Here is a 15,947-nt window from a genome sequence, read left to right on the forward strand (position 1 = left end):
ACTGATTGGGCCGCTGTGGCAGTCATTACCCAAGGTAAATCTCGCACCAGCAGCATAAATACGATGTTTATTTATTCACACTAGCACGAGGTGCTGCCACATCCCCACGGGTCGTGGCCAAGGAGGCCAGCAGGGCATCGAGCAAGGAGGTCGGCAGCGTGGCACTCACCGGCAGATACCACCAGTGGTCCGGCGCGAACTCCCGGCACTTGACCGCGTCCTTTTCCGTCATCAGCAAGGGACGTTCGCCGAAGCGGGCCAAGAGCTCGGCGCGGTCGAACGCCTGGTGATCCGCGTAGCCGACGCTCTGCTTGAGTTCATAGCCAAGGCTGGTGAGGGTCGCGAAGAAACGGGGAGGATGGCCTATTCCCGCCAGGGCATCGATTTCGCGCGGCAAAGGCTCGGTGGCCGGCGTGTCGCCGCGCACCCGGCGCGGCGTATCCGCCACCAGTTGCATGGGGTATTCCCCCCTCGCCGGGGTGCCGCCATTGCAGATGATGGCATCCACCCGCTGCAAGCGGGTCATGGGCTCGCGCAGGGGCCCCATGGGCAGCAGGCAGCCATTGCCGAAGCGGCGCATGCCGTCCACCACCACCAGTTCCAGATCCCGGGCCAGGGCGTAGTGCTGCAGGCCGTCGTCGGTGATTATGATGTCCACCTCAGGCTCCAATCGCTGCACCGCATCGGCGCGCTTGGGCGCCACCACCACAGGGCAGCCACAGCGCCTGGCGATGAGCACGGGCTCATCCCCCGCTTCGGCCGTGGTGCTGTTCTCATCCAGTCGATACGGATAATGGGGCGCCTTGCCGCCGTAGCCGCGGCTCACCACCCCGGGTTTGAAGCCGCGAGCCTGCAACTGCTCCACCAGCCAGACCACGACCGGGGTCTTGCCGTTGCCACCGACCGAGAGATTGCCGACGACGATGACCGGCAGACTGGCGCGATAGGCTTTGAGCCAGCCGCGGCGATAGGCATAGCGGCGCACGCCGCTGATGAGGGCGAACAAGAGGGCGAAGGGGGCCAGCGCCCAGCGCCAGCCACTCTTCTCGTACCAGAGCCGCTCCAGCATCAGGCCTGCTGGCTCGCGGCGGGCTGGCTGGCACCGAACTGGATGGCGCGCAGCTGGGCATAGGTGCCCTGCTGGCTCATCAATTCGCTGTGGTTGCCGCGTTCGACGATGTGACCCTCGTCGATCACCAGGATCTCGTCCGCCTTCTCGATGGTGGAGAGGCGGTGGGCGATGACCAGGGAGGTGCGCGCCTTGCACAGCTCGTCGATGGCCGCCTGGATGTGACGCTCGGACTCGGTATCCAGGGCCGAGGTGGCTTCATCCAGCAGCAGCACGGGGGCGTCGCGCAGCAGGGCGCGGGCGATGGCGATGCGCTGGCGTTGACCGCCGGACAGGGAGGCGCCGTTCTCACCGATGACGGTGTCGTAGCCTTCCGGCATCTTGCGCACGAACTCGTCGGCGTGGGCGATGCTGGCCGCGTGCTGGATCTGTTCCCGGCTGTAGCGATCTTCCGCCGCGTAGGCGATGTTGTTGGCCACGGAGTCGTTGAACAGGTGTACGTGCTGGGAGACCAGGGCGTACTGCTTGCGCAGCTCGCTCAACTTGTATTCGCGGATGTTGACCCCGTCCAGCAGGATCTCCCCCTGCTCGATGTCGTAGAAACGGGTCAGGAGGCTCGCGATGGTGCTCTTGCCGGAGCCGGAACGCCCCACCAGGGCCACGGACTTGCCCGCCTCGACCTTGAAGCTGACATTGTGCAGCGCCGGGGTCTCCTTGGTCGGGTAGGTGAAGGTGACATTGCGAAACTCGATTTCACCACGGGCCCGCTCCAGGGTGCGGGTGCCGGTGTCTTCTTCCGGGGTGGAGTCGAGCAGGCCGAACAGGCTCTGACAGGCGGTGATGCCGCGCTGGAACTGGTTGTTCACGTCGGTCAGGCTTTTCAGCGGCTTGAGCAGCATCATCATGGAGGTGACCATGACGGTGAAGGTCCCCGCGGTCAGGGTCGCCTTGACGCTGTCGATGGTCGCCACATAGAGGAAGACCGCCAGGGCCACCGAGGCCACCATCTGCACGATGGGGCTGCCGATGGCATCCGCCGCCACCATCTTCATGGTCTGCTGGCGCATGCGGTTGCTGACGGAGAAGAAGCGCTTGTCCTCCACCTCCTGGCCACCGAACATCAGCACCTCCTTGTGACCCTTGAGCATCTGCTCGGTGGAGGTGGTGATATCCCCCACCGCCTGCTGGATCTGGCGGCTGATCTTGCGAAAACGACGGCTGATGAGACCGATGAGGACGCCCACTACCGGGCCCACCACCAGGAAGATCACCGACAGTTGCCAGGAGTGGTAGAACATCAGGCCCAGCAGGCCGATGACGGTGGCCCCTTCCCGCACCAGGGAGACCAGGGTCGAGCTCGCGGCGGAGGAGACCTGGCCGGCGTCATAGGTCACCTTGGAGAGCAGGTTGCCGGTATTCTGGCGGTCGAAGAAACTCATGGGCATGGCCATCAGGTGGCTGAACACCTGCTGTTGCAGCCGCATCACCACATGGTTGCCGACCCAGGCCATGCAGTAGTTGGAGAGGAAGGCGGCGCAGCCGCGCAAGGCGACGATACCCAGCACGAAGAAGGGCATCCACTTGAGCACGCTGCTGTCGTTGCCGTTGAGCCCCTGATCGATGAGCGGCTTGATGGAATAGACGAAGGTGGTATCCACGGCTGCATAGCCCAGCATGCCGATGATGCCGCCAACCAGTCCCAGTTTGCGATCCCGGACATAACCGAGCAGGCGCTTGAAGACGGGCCAGCTCTCTTGTGAGGTTTCTTGTTGCATGAATAGCCGTAATTGAAGGAAATGACGGGCTATTCTAGCCAAAGCGCAGGCTTACACCAAGCACCGCCATCACGCCGCGCGCTGACGACATGGAAAATGGCGAAGGCATGCCCTACCAACCCCAGAGTCTGGGCCGCCACCAGTCGCCGTTTCGCCGATACCATGGCCCCTCGTCCCGCTCGGCCCGGATCTTGAGCCCCGCCCCCTCGGCTTCGACCAGGATGGCACCATCCTGCCCCGTCACCCATTGATGCGCCCCCGCGTATCTGGCCACCACTTCGGGCCTGGGAAATTGCCACTGATTCATGAAACCCGCGCTATGAACGACGAAGGCCGGGCTGACCGCCGCCACGAAGCCCGGTGTCGAGGAGGTGCGGCTGCCGTGGTGCGGGCTGATCAGCAAGGTGCTGGCAAGCCTCCCTGCATGCCCCTCAGCGTTTTCCAATACCAGCAGGCGACGCTCCGCTTCCTTCTCGATATCGGCACTGAGCAGCATGCGGCGAGGGCCGTCGCTTATCTGCACCACACAGCCATCGTTGTTGTGCCCCGCCCCCGGCCGCACAGGCCAGAGCACCGCAAACTCGAGCCCCTGCCAGCGCCAGCGCTGACCACGCTGGCACAGCTGGGTGTCTGGGCTGAAAGCAAAGGAGGAGATCTCCCGACGCACCGGCAACGCCTGCAGCACGGCGAGGCGATTGCCCGCGTGATCCTTGTCCTTGTGGCTGATGATGAGGGCATCCAGCACCCGGATGCCGAGCCGGTTCAGCACAGGCAGGATGGCGGCATCGGCCATGTTGTAGCCGCCGGGGTAGCGATCGCCGGTATCGTAGAGGATGCCCCTCTCCCCCCGACTGATGAGCACGGCAAGCCCCTGTCCCACGTCCAACACCCGCAGTTGCCAGGGGCTGGGCGCAGGCCATGCTGCCAGCAGCAGGGCCGTGCCCACCGGCAGCGCCAGGTAGCGCCCCCCAGGCAAACGCCAGCCAGCCCACAACAGGATGAGCAGCAGACTCGCCGGCATCAGCCAGCCCGGCACCGGCCACCAGAGCTGAAGATGGCTCGCCAGCAGGTTCACGCCCCAGAGCACCCACTCCAGTCCGCATGCCGAGAGCCAGAACAGACCGTGGGCGAGCGTGGTGGAAATGGGCACCACCAGCACGCCGATGAGTGCCAGCGGGATGATGCCGAGGCAAAACAGCGGCAGAGCCAGCAGATTGAACAGCAGCGCCAGGGGCGCCATCCCCTCGAACAGCAGCAGTTGCAAGGGCAGCAGACCGACTAGCAGCAGAACTTGCAGACGCATCAGGCCAGGTCTGGCCATGAGATGGCTCGCCAGCAGCAGGAGCGCCACCGCGAGGAAGGAGAGCCAGAAACCCGCCGAGTAGAGGGCGAAGGGATCCCAGAGCGTGAGCACGACGAAGGCCCACAACCAGATGCGATGACTCGGCCAGTCTCGCCGTCGCCAACGCAGCAGGCTCCAGACCGCCACCATGATGAGGGCCCGCTCGGTGGCCACCGCAAATCCTGCCAGGGCGCTGTAGACAGCGGCAAACAGCAGCGACACAACAATGGCGGAGCGCAAGCCGAACAGCCGCCCGAGCCACCAACCGAGCACCGCCACCAGGGCGATGTGCTGGCCCGAGATGGCGATGATATGAGTCAGGCCGCTGCCACGAAACAGATCCCACTGGGCATCCGAGATCCCGCCCTGCTCGCCAAAGGTCAGCGCCGCCAGCAACGGTGCCTGAGACAGTCCAGCCCAGGCGAGACGAGCCTCGGCCAGCCAGCGTTCACGCCAGCCGGGGGCGACAGCCGCCAGCGCCACCACCCGGCGCAGGTTGCCGGTGGCGGTGATCCCCTTGCCCAGCAGCAGTCGTCGCCCGTCCATGCCCGCCTCGTTGGCGAGCCCATGGGCCGGCTTGAGCGTGCTCACCAGGGTAATCTGACTGCCGGCGGGCAGAGGGGGCAACCCCTGGTAGGCGTTGACGCGGATCAGGGGCGAAGGACGGATGGTTTTCTCATCCAGGGTGCCGAGACGCAGCAGCAGGCGAGCAAATTTATCCCCCTCTTTCCCTCCGGAGGACTCCGTACTTTGCACCTCTGCGGTTATCATGTGGGCAGTCTGCTCCTCCAGACTCCCAAGCCAGGCCAGCCGATATTGCAGACTGACCTGCATCCAGAGCATGCCGAGCAGCAGGAACAGCCAGGGCCAATGACGGCCATGGGCCAGCCAGAGAGCGAGCATCAGCAGCACGGCCCCCCATGCCATCGAGGGGAGCCAGGGCCAGAGCAGTGAGGAGCTTGCCCCCAGGGCAAACGACAACAGACGCAGATCCATTGAGCAAGTATTTAGCAAGGTTTCAAACATGCCCAAACGACTCATCAAACGCTGGCTGCCCGATCAGGAGAAGCTCAAGGAGCACAAGCATTTACGCCTGTTTGGCAAGCTGCTGCTCGATGCCAACCTCTGGCACCTCAACCGGCGCTCCGCCGCCGGTGCCTTCGCGGTGGGCCTCTTCATGGCCTGGATCCCGCTCCCCTGCCAGATGCTGCTGGCCGCCGGCGGCGCCATCGCCTGCCGGGTCAACCTGCCCCTCTCCGTCGCCCTGGTCTGGCTCTCCAACCCCTTCACCATGCCGCCGCTGTTCTACGGTGCCTATCTGGTGGGATGCCAGCTGCTGGGCCAGCCCCATCAACATATCGAGATAGAGTTCACCTGGGCCTGGCTGGTCTCGGTATTCGAAACCCTGGCTCCGCCCCTGTTGCTGGGCTCCCTGGTGCTCGCCCTGCTGAGCTCCCTGCTCGGCTATGCCCTGATCCGCACCTTCTGGCGCATCAACACGGTGCGTCAATGGCAGAAACGCAAGGTGGCACGGGCATGCTGAAGCAGTGGATCGCCCGCCTGAAGCTGGATCCCGAAACCCTGCGCCAACAGAAATGGTTTGCCCTGTTCGGCGAGCGGCTGCTCGCTCCGGCCCTGTGGCAGGGTGGGCGCCGCGCCCTCTGCGGCGCCATCGCCTCCGGCATCTTCGCAAGCTGGGTGCCCATGCCCATGCACTCCCTGGTCGCGGTGGCCCTGGCCCTCGTCTTCAGTTTCAACCTGCCGCTGGCCCTGCTGGCGGTCTGGTTCAACAACCCCCTGACCCTGCCCTTCATGTACCTGTGGGCCTATCGCACCGGCTGTCTGATGTTGGGGCAGCCCCCCGACCCCTTCCACCTCATCTGGTCTTTGCACTGGCTGGAACACGAGGCGGCCACCCTGGTGCCCCCCTTCCTGCTCGGCAGCCTGCTGCTCGCGCTGATCACGGCCGCCACCGGGGCCCTGCTCACCTTGTTGCTGCTGCAACTGGCTCGCCTCGGCAAGGGTCAACCCCGGCGCCCCTGACCGCATAACTTTCGAGGCGAATGAATGACATACGGGAGGCCAGCGCGAGGGTGTCCCTTGCCATCATCTGGCTCTGCCACCACACTCCTATCAGCCTGTTTCCTCTTTGGTCGACTGCGATAAGGAGCCCTCCATGGCCGAACCACTGACCCTCGCCTACGCCAATGGCCAGCCCATCACCCTGCTGCCCGCACTGGCCAACCGTCACGGCCTCATCACCGGCGCCACCGGGACCGGCAAAACCGTCACCTTGCAGGTGATGGCGGAAGGCTTCTCCCGCATCGGGGTACCGGTATTCCTGGCGGACGTCAAAGGGGATCTCGCCGGACTGGGTGCCCCAGGTGCCCCCTCCACCAAGTTCGATGCCCGCCTGGCGCAGCTCGGCATCCCTGCTCCTGAATTTGCCGCCAGCCCGGCCATCTTCTGGGATCTTTTTGCCGAGCAGGGTCACCCGGTGCGGGCCACCGTCTCCGACATGGGCCCCCTGCTGCTGGCCCGACTGCTCGGGCTGAACGACACCCAGAGCGGGGTGCTGGAACTGGTGTTCAAGGTGGCGGACGACGAGGGGCTGCTGCTGCTCGACCTGAAAGACTTGCGGGCCATGGTGCAGTTTGTCGGGGAGAACGCCAAGTTCCTCACCACCCGTTATGGCAATGTCTCTACCGCCTCCGTCGGGGCCATCCTGCGCAACCTGCTCACCCTGGAGAGCGCCGGGGGGGATCACTTCTTCGGCGAGCCCATGCTGGATATACAGGATCTGCTGCAAACCGACGGCGCCGGCAAGGGGCACATCAATGTGCTGGCCGCCGCCAGACTGACCCAGTCCAGCCGGCTCTATGCTTGTTTTCTGCTCTGGCTGCTCTCCGAGCTGTTCGAACAGTTGCCCGAGGTGGGGGATCCCGAACGCCCTACACTAGTGTTCTTCTTCGACGAGGCGCACCTCCTGTTCAACGACGCGCCCAAGGCATTGCTCGAGAAAATAGAGCTGGTGGTGCGTCTCATCCGTTCCAAAGGGGTCGGCGTCTATTTCGTCACCCAGAGCCCGGCCGACATCCCGGACTCGGTGCTGGGGCAGCTCGGCAACCGCGTCCAGCACGCCCTGCGCGCCTTCACCCCGAGCGATCAGAAGGCGGTGCGCATTGCCGCCAACACCCTGCGGGCCAACCCCGCCTTCGATGCCGCCGGGGTCATCACCGAGCTCGGTGTCGGTGAGGCGCTCGTCTCCCTGCTCGATGAGAAGGGACGCCCCAGCGTGGTGGAGCGCGCCTTCATCGCCCCCCCCGCCAGCCGCATCGGGCCACTGACGGCGGCCGAGCGTCAGACTCTTGTCCAGGGCTCATTGCTGCACGGCAGCTATGAGCAGAGCGAGGACAGGGAGTCCGCCTTCGAGCGACTCAAGGGCAATGAGAATGAGGAAAAAACGGCCGGGGATGAGAAATCAAGCCCTTCCCCGACCCCGAAGAGCCAGCCTGAGCAGGGGGGGCTGCTCGATGCCCTGAATGGCATGCTGTTTGGCCGCGCCGGCCCCCGTGGCGGCCAGCACGACGGGGTGGTGCAGACCGCCGCCAAGAGCGTGGCCCGCACCCTCGGCAACGAGGTGGGACGTCAGCTGATCCGCGGCGTGCTGGGATCCCTGCTGGGAGGCAAGGGGCGGCGCTAGCCCCACGATAACCCGGCATAAAAAAGCCCGCCGAATTGGCGGGCTTTTCGTGCGCCCTGGCGGGCAGGCGTTTGGTTTAGAACGAGTCGCCTTACAGCACCTTGGCGATGGCATCACACAGGGGATCGATGTTGGCACGGGTGATCCCGGCCACGCTGATCCGGCCAGAACCGACGATATAGATGGCAAACTCGCTCTTGAGGCGCTCCACCTGATCTTTCGAGAGACCAGAGAAGGAGAACATGCCGTTCTGCTCGCGGATGAAGCCAAAGTCCTGGGCGACACCGCGCTCGGCGAGCTTCTCCACCAGCAGCTCGCGCATCTCGCGGATCCGCACGCGCATGGCGGTCACCTCTTCCACCCACTCGGCATAGAGCGCCGGATCGCTGACGATGGCCGTCACCACGGCGGCGCCATGTGACGGCGGGTTGGAGTAGTTGGCACGGATGACGGTCTTCACCTGGGTGAAGGCCACATCGGCCACAGCCTTGCTCACACTCACCAGGGTGAAGGCGCCGACCCGCTCGTTGTAGAGGCCGAAGTTCTTGGAGAAGGAGCTCGCCACCAGCAGCTCATCGTGGCACGCGGCGAAGATCCGCAGCCCTTGCGCATCCTCTTCGATGCCACGGGCAAACCCTTGATAGGCGAAGTCAAACAGCGGCAGCCAACCGGCGGCGGCGCTCTGCTTGGCCAGGGCCTGCCACTGCTCGGTGGTCGGGTCGATACCGGTCGGGTTGTGGCAGCAGCCGTGCAGCAACACCAGATCGCCGGCCTGCGCTTCGGCCAGCGAGGCCTGCATGGCGGCGAAGTCGAGGCCCTTGGTGGCGGCATCGTAGTACTTGTACCATTTCACGGAGAGACCGGCGGCCTGGAACACGCTGACATGGTTGGCCCAGGTGGGATCGGAGATCCAGATGGTCTTGGCGAGCCCGTTGCGCACCACAAACTCGGCGGCGATGCGCAGCGCCCCTGTGCCACCCGGTGCCTGCGCCGTCTTGGCGCGGCCGCTGGCGATCAGGGCGGAGTCCTGCCCGAACAGCAGTTGTTGCACGATGCGGGCGTACTCGGGGTTGCCCTCGATGCCGAGATAATTCTTGGTCTTCTCGTCACCGAGCAGCTTTTGTTCGGCCTTCTTGACGCAGTGCAGTATGGGGGTGGCACCGGACTCATCCTTGTAGATACCGACCCCCAGATTGATCTTGTGGCTACGAGTATCGGCACGGAAGGCTTCGGTCAGGCCCAGAATAGGATCCGCTGGGGCGGCAACAACCTTTTCAAACATGGTAGTCCCTGTATTCCATTGAATGTGTTGGGTGGCAGGCGCGTTTTTGAAACAAAAAAGTGGCAAACAAAAGCGCCCGCAGGCGAGCGCATTGTCAGCTCTTTATACCACCCTGCTCAATATGGGAAAACCGCTTTTTCACAGGCATCTTTGACCGCTTCCACTGCCCTGGTCACCGACGGCATGCCACTCATGCGCCAGGACGCAGACTTCGGCGGACAAACCGCTGTTTGACTCGATCAAATCGCTACAAAGTGCCACCAGTGGCCGCGGGATCCGGCTCGGTTCCCAGGGGCGGGAATCCACCAGGGGCGCGGCATAGGCCTCCTTGATGGGGGCCAAGGCCCGTGGCAGCCACCAGTTCGCCGGCCGCCCGAGCCGCTCGGCCAGCATCAGTACCCGATCGATGGCTGCGGGCTCCAGCGCCCCCAGGTGACTCCAGATCACCTGAGGCGGCAGCGCGGCAATCAGGGACCGCAGGGCACCGGGTTCATCGGGGGGCAGCCAGACCAGCAGGGCATCCTCGGGCAATGCCAGCTCCGCGAAGGCGCCGAGAGAATCGGTGCTGATCACTCGCTGCATATGCCCCTCCCCCCACAGGATCTTGCCAAGGCCCCCCAGGGTGCGAACGGGCAGCGCCACCTCGCCGAGACTCTCCAGCCAGGGCCCCGCATCCAGCAGGCGCCCCCCGCTGAAAAACAGGCTGAACGGATGCGCGGCCCGCAGCCGCAGGGATTGATCCCGGCACAGCCCAATTCCCTTGTCTTCGAAGTTGATCTGCTCGACGGGGCTGAAGCTGCCCTGCCCTTTGCGATAGAGCGCCGCCAGTACCCGCTCGTTGACCCGATCCCCCAGCAACCAACCCTGCCCATGCAGCCACTCCTCCGGCTCGGGCGGGGCGCAGGCCATCTCGGCCAGGGTCAGCTCACGGGTCAGATAGCGGCGGCCCGCCGGCGTCAGCTCATAGCGATGATTGCCAAGGGCCAGCAACAGCTGATTGTCTCTGAGCATGCCGATGAGCGGCTGCCATTGGCGCGCACGCAACACCGGGGCAGCATCGGCCAGCAACTGCTGCGCCAGCGCCCGCCACTCGGGGTGGGTGAAATCGATCAAGCCTGTGCTTCCCTGTCGGTCAACTTTCCTTCAACGAGTTGAATAATCTAGCGATCCTACCAGAGAGAGCCAAGGGAAAAAGCGTGGCAACGTGATGCTGCGCGGGAATGAGTGGGGAGAGGTCGCAGAAAGAGATCCAAAAAATAAAACGGCCAAGCGAGGCTTGGCCGTTTACTCATTAACTCAGTCTCAAGACTGAATTAGAAGTTGTATTGCAGAGCAACAGTGAACTCGTCATCCAGGTTGTCGATACCCTGGATCTTGTACTCGGTGTAGGCTTTCAGCTTGGAAGTGAAGTTGTACTGCACGCCCAGCAGGGTCTCATCAACCATATCTTCATAAGAAGCATTGGCGGAGTTGGAGGCAACCTTGCCTTCCTTGAAGTTGTAACCGGCCAGGAAGGTCCAGGCATCAACGTTGTAGGAAGCAGCCAGCTCGTAGCCACGGCCCTTGTCCTTGTTGCCGCCTGCAGCGTTGTCATAGCTCAGGTCACCCTGGGTGTAGACACCGGCGAAGTAGAAACCGTTGATGGCGTAGTGTGCGCCCAGGGCCCACTCTTTCTTGTCGCCAGAAGCGGAAGTGGTGGTGCTTTCCAGGTCGGAGTAAGCGTAACCGGCGTCGAAGCCCAGACCGAAGTCGAAATCGTAACCAGCAGCGGCAGCGTAGCCGTAGTTACGTTTCACATTCTTGCCATATACGGCATTTTCTTTGATGCCTTGGCCGATGTCGGTAACCTTGACGGCTACGTCATCGTTGGTCTGGTAGGAGAGCTTGCCGCTGAAACCGCCGAAGCTGTTGGAGTAGATAACCTGACCTTCTTGACGGCCGTCGTAGAAGTTACCTACGTCACCCCATTCGTTGAAGATATCGGTCGGCTCCAGCACGTCGTAGAACGCGGTGTCGGTCTGGCCGAAGATGATTCGGCCGTACTGGGAACCATCCAAGCCAACATAGATGTGACGGGAGTTGAACTTGTTGTCGGAGTTTTCAGCAGAAACTTGCCACTCGGTCTTGGCGATACCGGACCAGGTGTTGTTCAGCGCAACTTTTCCGGACCAGCCCAGACGGGAAGAACCAACGATCTCACCATCAACATCAGAATAGTGGGCAGGAGTACCAGGAGTAAACTCCGGGGTACCACTATCACTGAAGCCCCAAGAGCCGTCAGTTGCACCAACGGATTGATTATGGTCAGCGTAGTAGTTTGCCTGAACACGGCCGTAGATATCAAAAGTTACACCGTCTTTGTCATAAACGACTGCGGCGTTAGCGGCAGAAGCGAACAGAGCCGGGATTGCGATAGCCAGAATTGTCTTTTTCATAGTTGTTTCCAATGCCTACTGTAATTAAACACTAAGTCCTTGTTATTCCCTGTGTTAGCGATGTTCTTTGCATCACTATGCCGCCGAGACTATCACCGGGTTTTCCTATCCGCAACGAAAAAACTTGGAACTTTTTGCGAAATGCTTAGTCAAAGCAAAAATTTTGTGAGCTGACTCTCACATTGACAACCCCTGAAAGGGAAAACGTTTACAGCGATTATCGCTGCATTAATAACCCGGCCTGGTGGTTTATTGCACCGATTTGAGTCCTCATACTATAAATGCGGCGCTTGGGATCCCTTCCCCTGTCACTCCCTGCCTCGACCCCACCGCCTTGTTGCGGGTATCCTGTCTGCACCTCCCCCGCATCGGCCAGACTTCATTTATGCTATCGACCCGCCTCAAAGCCACCATTCGCAATACTTATCGACAGATTGCCGATGGTTTACCCGGCTTTGTGCCCCGTAAAGAGCAGAACTTTCTGGTGGCCGAGATAGCCAAGACCCTGACCGGTGAATACGACAGGGCCCGCCGGATCCTGGTAGCCGAGGCGGGCACCGGTATCGGCAAATCCCTCTCCTACGCCCAGGGCGCCATCCCGGTGGCACGCCTCACCCAGAAGAAGCTGGTGATCTCTACCGCCACCGTCGCCCTGCAAGAGCAGCTCATCCACAAGGACTTGCCCTTCTACCACAAGCACAGCGAGTTGCCGTTTCGCTTCATGCTGGTCAAGGGACGCCAGCGTTACTGCTGCGAACACTTGCTGGAGCAGGCGGCGAGCGGCGGCGAGATGGCCAACTTCGAGCTCGATTTCGGGGCTTTGAGCAAACACAAGCCTTCCGATGCCGACAAAGAGCGCTATCAGGCGCTGTGGCAGGCCTATACCGAGGGCAAATGGGACGGCGATCGGGACAACTGGCCCAAACCCATCCCGGATCTCTGCTGGGATCGGATTGCCGCCGACCGCCACAGCTGCAACAAGGCCCTGAGCCATCACCAGCACTGCCCCTTCCACCGTGCCCGCAACGACATGGATGCCGCCGACGTACTGGTGGTCAACCACGCCCTGCTGCTCTCGGATCTCACCATGGGGGGCGGCATCATTCTGCCGCCGCCGGATGAGTGCATCTATGTGCTGGACGAAGCCCATCACCTGCCGACCATCGCCCGGGATCACGGGGCAGCTTCCGCCAGCGTCAAGGGTTCGCGCCGCTGGCTGGAGAAGCTGGTGCAAAGTGCCGGCAAGCTGGCCCGGGCGCTGAACAAGGAGAGCCTGCTGGACCCTCAGCTCAAGTTGCAGGATGCGCTGGCCTCCCTGCAGCCGGATCTCAAGGCGCTGGAGCAGTGGCTCGCCGGCAACGATCACCTGTTTGGGGGGGAGCAGCACCATCGCTTCGCCGACGGGGTGCTGCCGGATCCCCTGCCCATGCTGGCGGAGAATCTGAAAGAGGCGAGCAAGAAGGCGCTGCGGGCGCTGGACAGGATGCAGGGGGCCATCGGCGAGGCCCTCAAGGATGGGGAGATCCGCCGCAAGGAGGCCGAGCCCCTGCTGGCGGAGAGCGGTTTTCACCTGCAACGACTCGAGAGCTTCTGCGCCCTGTGGGAGATGCTGAGTCGCCATGTGCCCACCGGCAAGACGCCGCTGGCCCGCTGGATGGCCAAGGGGGAGGATGGCGATATCTGGCTGCACGCCTCCCCCATCGAGGTGGGCTATCTGCTGGAGGAGTGGCTCTGGTCAAAATGCCTTGGCGCCGTGCTGGTGTCGGCCACCCTCACCGCCCTCTCCTCCTTCAGTTACTTCCGCCATCAGGTGGGGCTCAAGGAGCACGATGGCACCCGCTATCTGCGATTGCGTTCCCCCTTCGACTACCACAAGGCGGAGCTCTATCTGCCCAAGATGGTCCATGAGCCCAGCGCCCCGGCCTTCACCCAGGAACTGATAGAGACCCTGCCCCGCCTGGTGGCGGGCAAGGAGGCGAGCCTGGTGCTCTTCTCCTCCTACCGGCAGATGAACGAAGTGGCGGCGGGAGTGCGGGCCAAGGGGCTCTCCCTGCTGGTACAGGGGGAGGCATCTCGCAGCGCCCTCTTGACCCTGCACAAACAGAAGTGCGACGGCGGCCAGGCCAGTATCTTGTTTGGCACCGGCAGTTTCTCCGAGGGGCTGGACCTGCCCGGCCACTACCTCACCAACCTGGTGATCACCAAGCTCCCCTTCGCGGTGCCCAACTCTCCGGTGGAAGAGGCTACCGCCGAGTGGATTGAGCAGCGCGGCGGCAATCCCTTCCTGCAGCTGACGGTGCCGGAGGCGTCCCGCAAACTCATCCAGGCCTGCGGTCGCCTCATTCGCAAGGAGGCCGACAGGGGGCGGGTCACCATTCTCGACCGGCGCCTGCTGACCAAGCGTTACGGCAAGGGGCTGCTGGATGCCCTGCCGCCCTTCACCCGGCGGGTGGAGTAGGCCACAGGATCGACTGCCCGCCCCTTCTCCTGCGAGAAAATACGCTGCAAACCCGGTCAGAGACGCCCTAAACACCTATTGCCGCTGTGCGGCAAACCTGTAAAAATGAGCCCCTATTTTTCAGTGGGCACTCGCCTGACTGTTCAAGGAGATGAAATGAAACTGACTGTTCTGGTACCGGCCCTGGCTGGTCTGTTGTGGGCAGGTAGCGCCCTGGCCGCTAGCCAACTGGAAATAAACAATCCCTACGTCATCCAGCTGCTCGACGGTGAACCCGTCAACCCGCAACTGCTCGACAAAGCCACCGTCTTCTCCATCGAGCCTGGCCGGCACCAGGTCGTCGTCGCCTTCGAAGGCAACTACTCCAGCCGCAGCGAAACCAAGCTGGTGACCGCCGAGCCCCTGGTGATCAACTTCAACGCCGCCGACAACCAGCAGCTGTTCCTCGACTTCAAGAAACCCCGCAAGGAAGAGGAAGCTCGTCGTTTCATCAAGGATCAGAACGTGGTCCTGAAAGACAAAGCCACCGGCCAGGCTCTGAAGACCGAGCAATTCATCATGCCGACCGTGGGTGGCTTCCAGCTGACCCGTGACTACCAGCAAGAGCTCATCAAGATGGGCAAGGCATTCAATCAGCCCAAAACCGTTGCCGTCTCCACCGCCGCCGTGATGGCTGCCGCCAGCGCGCCGGTCGAAGTGGCGCCGAGCAAGGCCATGAGCAACCCGGAAGCCCTGACCCAGCTGCAGAGCTGGTACAACAAGGCCGATGCCGAGACCCGCAAGGCCTTCCAGATCTGGGTGATCCAGCAACAGTAATGGCCACGCCATATCGATGCCAAAGGGGAGCCATGCTCCCCTTTTTCACGCCCTTCTCAGACCTTGGGCTGGCCGCTTCATGACGCTTCGCATCTTCCATCACGACAGCTATTCCGCCCTCGACCTGCCGGCACGCCACCGCTTTCCCCTCGCCAAGTACCAGGCGCTGCACCAAACCCTGTCGGCCCGGGGTTATCCCCTGGCACTGACGGCCCCCGCCAGCCGGGAGCAGCTCACCCGTGTTCATGACGAGCACTATGTGGAGGCCGCCCTCACCGGGGCCCTGAGCCGGGACGCCATCCGCCGGCTCGGCTTTCCCTGGTCTCCCCTGCTCATCGAGCGTACCCTGCACTCGGTCGGGGCAACCATTGCCGCCAGCCGCCATGCCCTGGCCGAAGGGTGCGGCCTGCAGATCTCCGGTGGCTACCACCATGCCCACCGGGACCATGGTAGCGGTTTTTGCCTGTTCAACGATCTGGTGATCGCGGCCCAGACCTGTCTCGACGAGGGGCGCTGCGAGCAGGTGCTGATCGTGGATCTCGATGTCCATCAGGGGGATGGCAGTGCGGCCCTGTGCACGGAAAGCCGGGAGATCATCACCCTCTCCCTCCATGGGGAGCGCAACTTCCCCTTCAACAAGCCCGCTTCCCATCTGGATTTCCCGCTGCCAGAGGCCATGGGGGATGATGCCTATCTCACCACCCTGGAGCAGGCCCTCGCCCTGGCGCTGCGCCTCTATCAGCCGGATCTCATCCTCTATCAGGCCGGGGTGGATGTGCACCATGCCGACGAGCTGGGGTTTCTCTCCCTGAGCGATGCAGGGGTGCGCCAGCGGGACGCCATGGTCTTTGACTGCGCGCGGCAACATGGGCTGGCCATCGCCGCCGTGCCGGGAGGTGGCTACCGGCGTGACTGGCAGGCCCTGATCCCCCTGCATCTCTCCCTGTTTGAGGAGGCGCGGCGCCGCTTCGGCTAGCCCGCTCACCCCAAACGAAGAGGCGGCCCCCGGGGCGCCGGCTATGTTTTTTAATAACAACACATACGGCGAACCAAGACCCCCCGCGTGG

General features: G+C 63.1%; 12 protein-coding genes. 6 read left to right on the forward strand and 6 right to left on the reverse strand.

Translation table 11 applies throughout. From position 1 onward, the window contains the following. Positions 1-67: 67 nt before the first annotated feature. The 3 genes from lpxK to ACW5W7_RS06015 all read right to left on the reverse strand — a co-directional run bounded on the left by lpxK (position 68) and on the right by ACW5W7_RS06015 (position 5,182). A complete protein-coding gene (lpxK, locus tag ACW5W7_RS06005; RefSeq protein WP_456501099.1) occupies positions 68-1,069 on the reverse strand; it encodes a tetraacyldisaccharide 4'-kinase in 1,002 nt (333 codons plus the stop codon). Then, positions 1,069-2,844: a lipid A ABC transporter ATP-binding protein/permease MsbA gene (gene msbA / locus ACW5W7_RS06010; RefSeq protein WP_349918423.1), complete on the reverse strand. Its 1,776-nt coding sequence runs from the start codon at positions 2,842-2,844 to the stop codon at positions 1,069-1,071. The genes lpxK and msbA overlap by 1 nt, the downstream gene beginning before the upstream one ends. Before the next feature lie 112 nt (positions 2,845-2,956). Further along, complete coding sequence (locus ACW5W7_RS06015; RefSeq protein WP_456501100.1) at positions 2,957-5,182, reverse strand: DNA internalization-related competence protein ComEC/Rec2; 2,226 nt, start codon at positions 5,180-5,182, stop codon at positions 2,957-2,959. 28 nt (positions 5,183-5,210) lie between these two features. Between ACW5W7_RS06015 and ACW5W7_RS06020 the strand changes: the two genes are divergently transcribed. The 3 genes from ACW5W7_RS06020 to ACW5W7_RS06030 all read left to right on the forward strand — a co-directional run bounded on the left by ACW5W7_RS06020 (position 5,211) and on the right by ACW5W7_RS06030 (position 7,889). Continuing rightward, a complete protein-coding gene (locus ACW5W7_RS06020; protein WP_349918426.1) occupies positions 5,211-5,729 on the forward strand; it encodes a DUF2062 domain-containing protein in 519 nt (172 codons plus the stop codon). Then, the gene (locus ACW5W7_RS06025) at positions 5,723-6,229 is read left to right on the forward strand and encodes a DUF2062 domain-containing protein (protein WP_456501101.1); all 507 of its coding nucleotides are present in this window, start codon (positions 5,723-5,725) and stop codon (positions 6,227-6,229) included. Before ACW5W7_RS06020 ends, ACW5W7_RS06025 begins: the two co-directional genes overlap by 7 nt. Positions 6,230-6,362: 133 nt before the next feature. Continuing rightward, positions 6,363-7,889, forward strand: coding sequence for a helicase HerA-like domain-containing protein (locus tag ACW5W7_RS06030; protein ID WP_456501102.1), 1,527 nt, complete (start codon positions 6,363-6,365; stop codon positions 7,887-7,889). Positions 7,890-7,980: 91 nt separating this feature from the next. Here ACW5W7_RS06030 and ACW5W7_RS06035 read toward each other — a convergent pair whose 3' ends face one another. The 3 genes from ACW5W7_RS06035 to ACW5W7_RS06045 form a co-directional block, all read right to left on the reverse strand. Beyond that, on the reverse strand, positions 7,981-9,171 hold the full coding sequence (locus tag ACW5W7_RS06035) for an amino acid aminotransferase (protein WP_456501103.1): 1,191 nt from the start codon (positions 9,169-9,171) through the stop codon (positions 7,981-7,983). 138 nt (positions 9,172-9,309) lie between these two features. Continuing rightward, on the reverse strand, positions 9,310-10,284 hold the full coding sequence (locus tag ACW5W7_RS06040) for a hypothetical protein (RefSeq protein WP_456501104.1): 975 nt from the start codon (positions 10,282-10,284) through the stop codon (positions 9,310-9,312). Positions 10,285-10,484: 200 nt separating this feature from the next. Next, positions 10,485-11,606, reverse strand: a complete 1,122-nt coding sequence (locus ACW5W7_RS06045) for a porin (RefSeq protein WP_456501105.1) — start codon at positions 11,604-11,606, stop codon at positions 10,485-10,487. Positions 11,607-11,991: 385 nt separating this feature from the next. Here ACW5W7_RS06045 and dinG point away from each other — a divergent pair, with 385 nt between their 5' ends. The 3 genes from dinG (at position 11,992) to ACW5W7_RS06060 (ending at position 15,856) form a co-directional block, all read left to right on the forward strand. Beyond that, positions 11,992-14,064, forward strand: coding sequence for an ATP-dependent DNA helicase DinG (dinG, locus tag ACW5W7_RS06050; protein WP_456501106.1), 2,073 nt, complete (start codon positions 11,992-11,994; stop codon positions 14,062-14,064). A gap of 156 nt (positions 14,065-14,220) precedes the next feature. After that, complete coding sequence (locus ACW5W7_RS06055) at positions 14,221-14,880, forward strand: YccT family protein (protein WP_349918435.1); 660 nt, start codon at positions 14,221-14,223, stop codon at positions 14,878-14,880. A 79-nt stretch (positions 14,881-14,959) separates the two neighbouring features. Further along, the gene (locus ACW5W7_RS06060; protein WP_456501107.1) at positions 14,960-15,856 is read left to right on the forward strand and encodes a histone deacetylase family protein; all 897 of its coding nucleotides are present in this window, start codon (positions 14,960-14,962) and stop codon (positions 15,854-15,856) included. The last annotated feature ends 91 nt before the right edge of the window (positions 15,857-15,947 follow it).

The sequence above is a fragment of the Aeromonas intestinalis genome, assembly GCF_054052485.1.

Bases quoted from the DNA above. Each gene is read 5' to 3' on its own strand.
- ACW5W7_RS06055 (WP_349918435.1), top strand. From the start codon at position 14,221: ATGAAACTGACTGTTCTGGTACCGGCCCTGGCTGGTCTGTTGTGGGCA.
- ACW5W7_RS06015 (WP_456501100.1), bottom strand. From the start codon at position 5,182: ATGGATCTGCGTCTGTTGTCGTTTGCCCTGGGGGCAAGCTCCTCACTG.
- lpxK (WP_456501099.1), bottom strand. From the start codon at position 1,069: ATGCTGGAGCGGCTCTGGTACGAGAAGAGTGGCTGGCGCTGGGCGCTG.
- ACW5W7_RS06030 (WP_456501102.1), top strand. From the start codon at position 6,363: ATGGCCGAACCACTGACCCTCGCCTACGCCAATGGCCAGCCCATCACC.
- ACW5W7_RS06025 (WP_456501101.1), top strand. From the start codon at position 5,723: ATGCTGAAGCAGTGGATCGCCCGCCTGAAGCTGGATCCCGAAACCCTG.
- ACW5W7_RS06045 (WP_456501105.1), bottom strand. From the start codon at position 11,606: ATGAAAAAGACAATTCTGGCTATCGCAATCCCGGCTCTGTTCGCTTCT.
- ACW5W7_RS06035 (WP_456501103.1), bottom strand. From the start codon at position 9,171: ATGTTTGAAAAGGTTGTTGCCGCCCCAGCGGATCCTATTCTGGGCCTG.
- ACW5W7_RS06060 (WP_456501107.1), top strand. From the start codon at position 14,960: ATGACGCTTCGCATCTTCCATCACGACAGCTATTCCGCCCTCGACCTG.
- dinG (WP_456501106.1), top strand. From the start codon at position 11,992: ATGCTATCGACCCGCCTCAAAGCCACCATTCGCAATACTTATCGACAG.
- ACW5W7_RS06020 (WP_349918426.1), top strand. From the start codon at position 5,211: ATGCCCAAACGACTCATCAAACGCTGGCTGCCCGATCAGGAGAAGCTC.
- msbA (WP_349918423.1), bottom strand. From the start codon at position 2,844: ATGCAACAAGAAACCTCACAAGAGAGCTGGCCCGTCTTCAAGCGCCTG.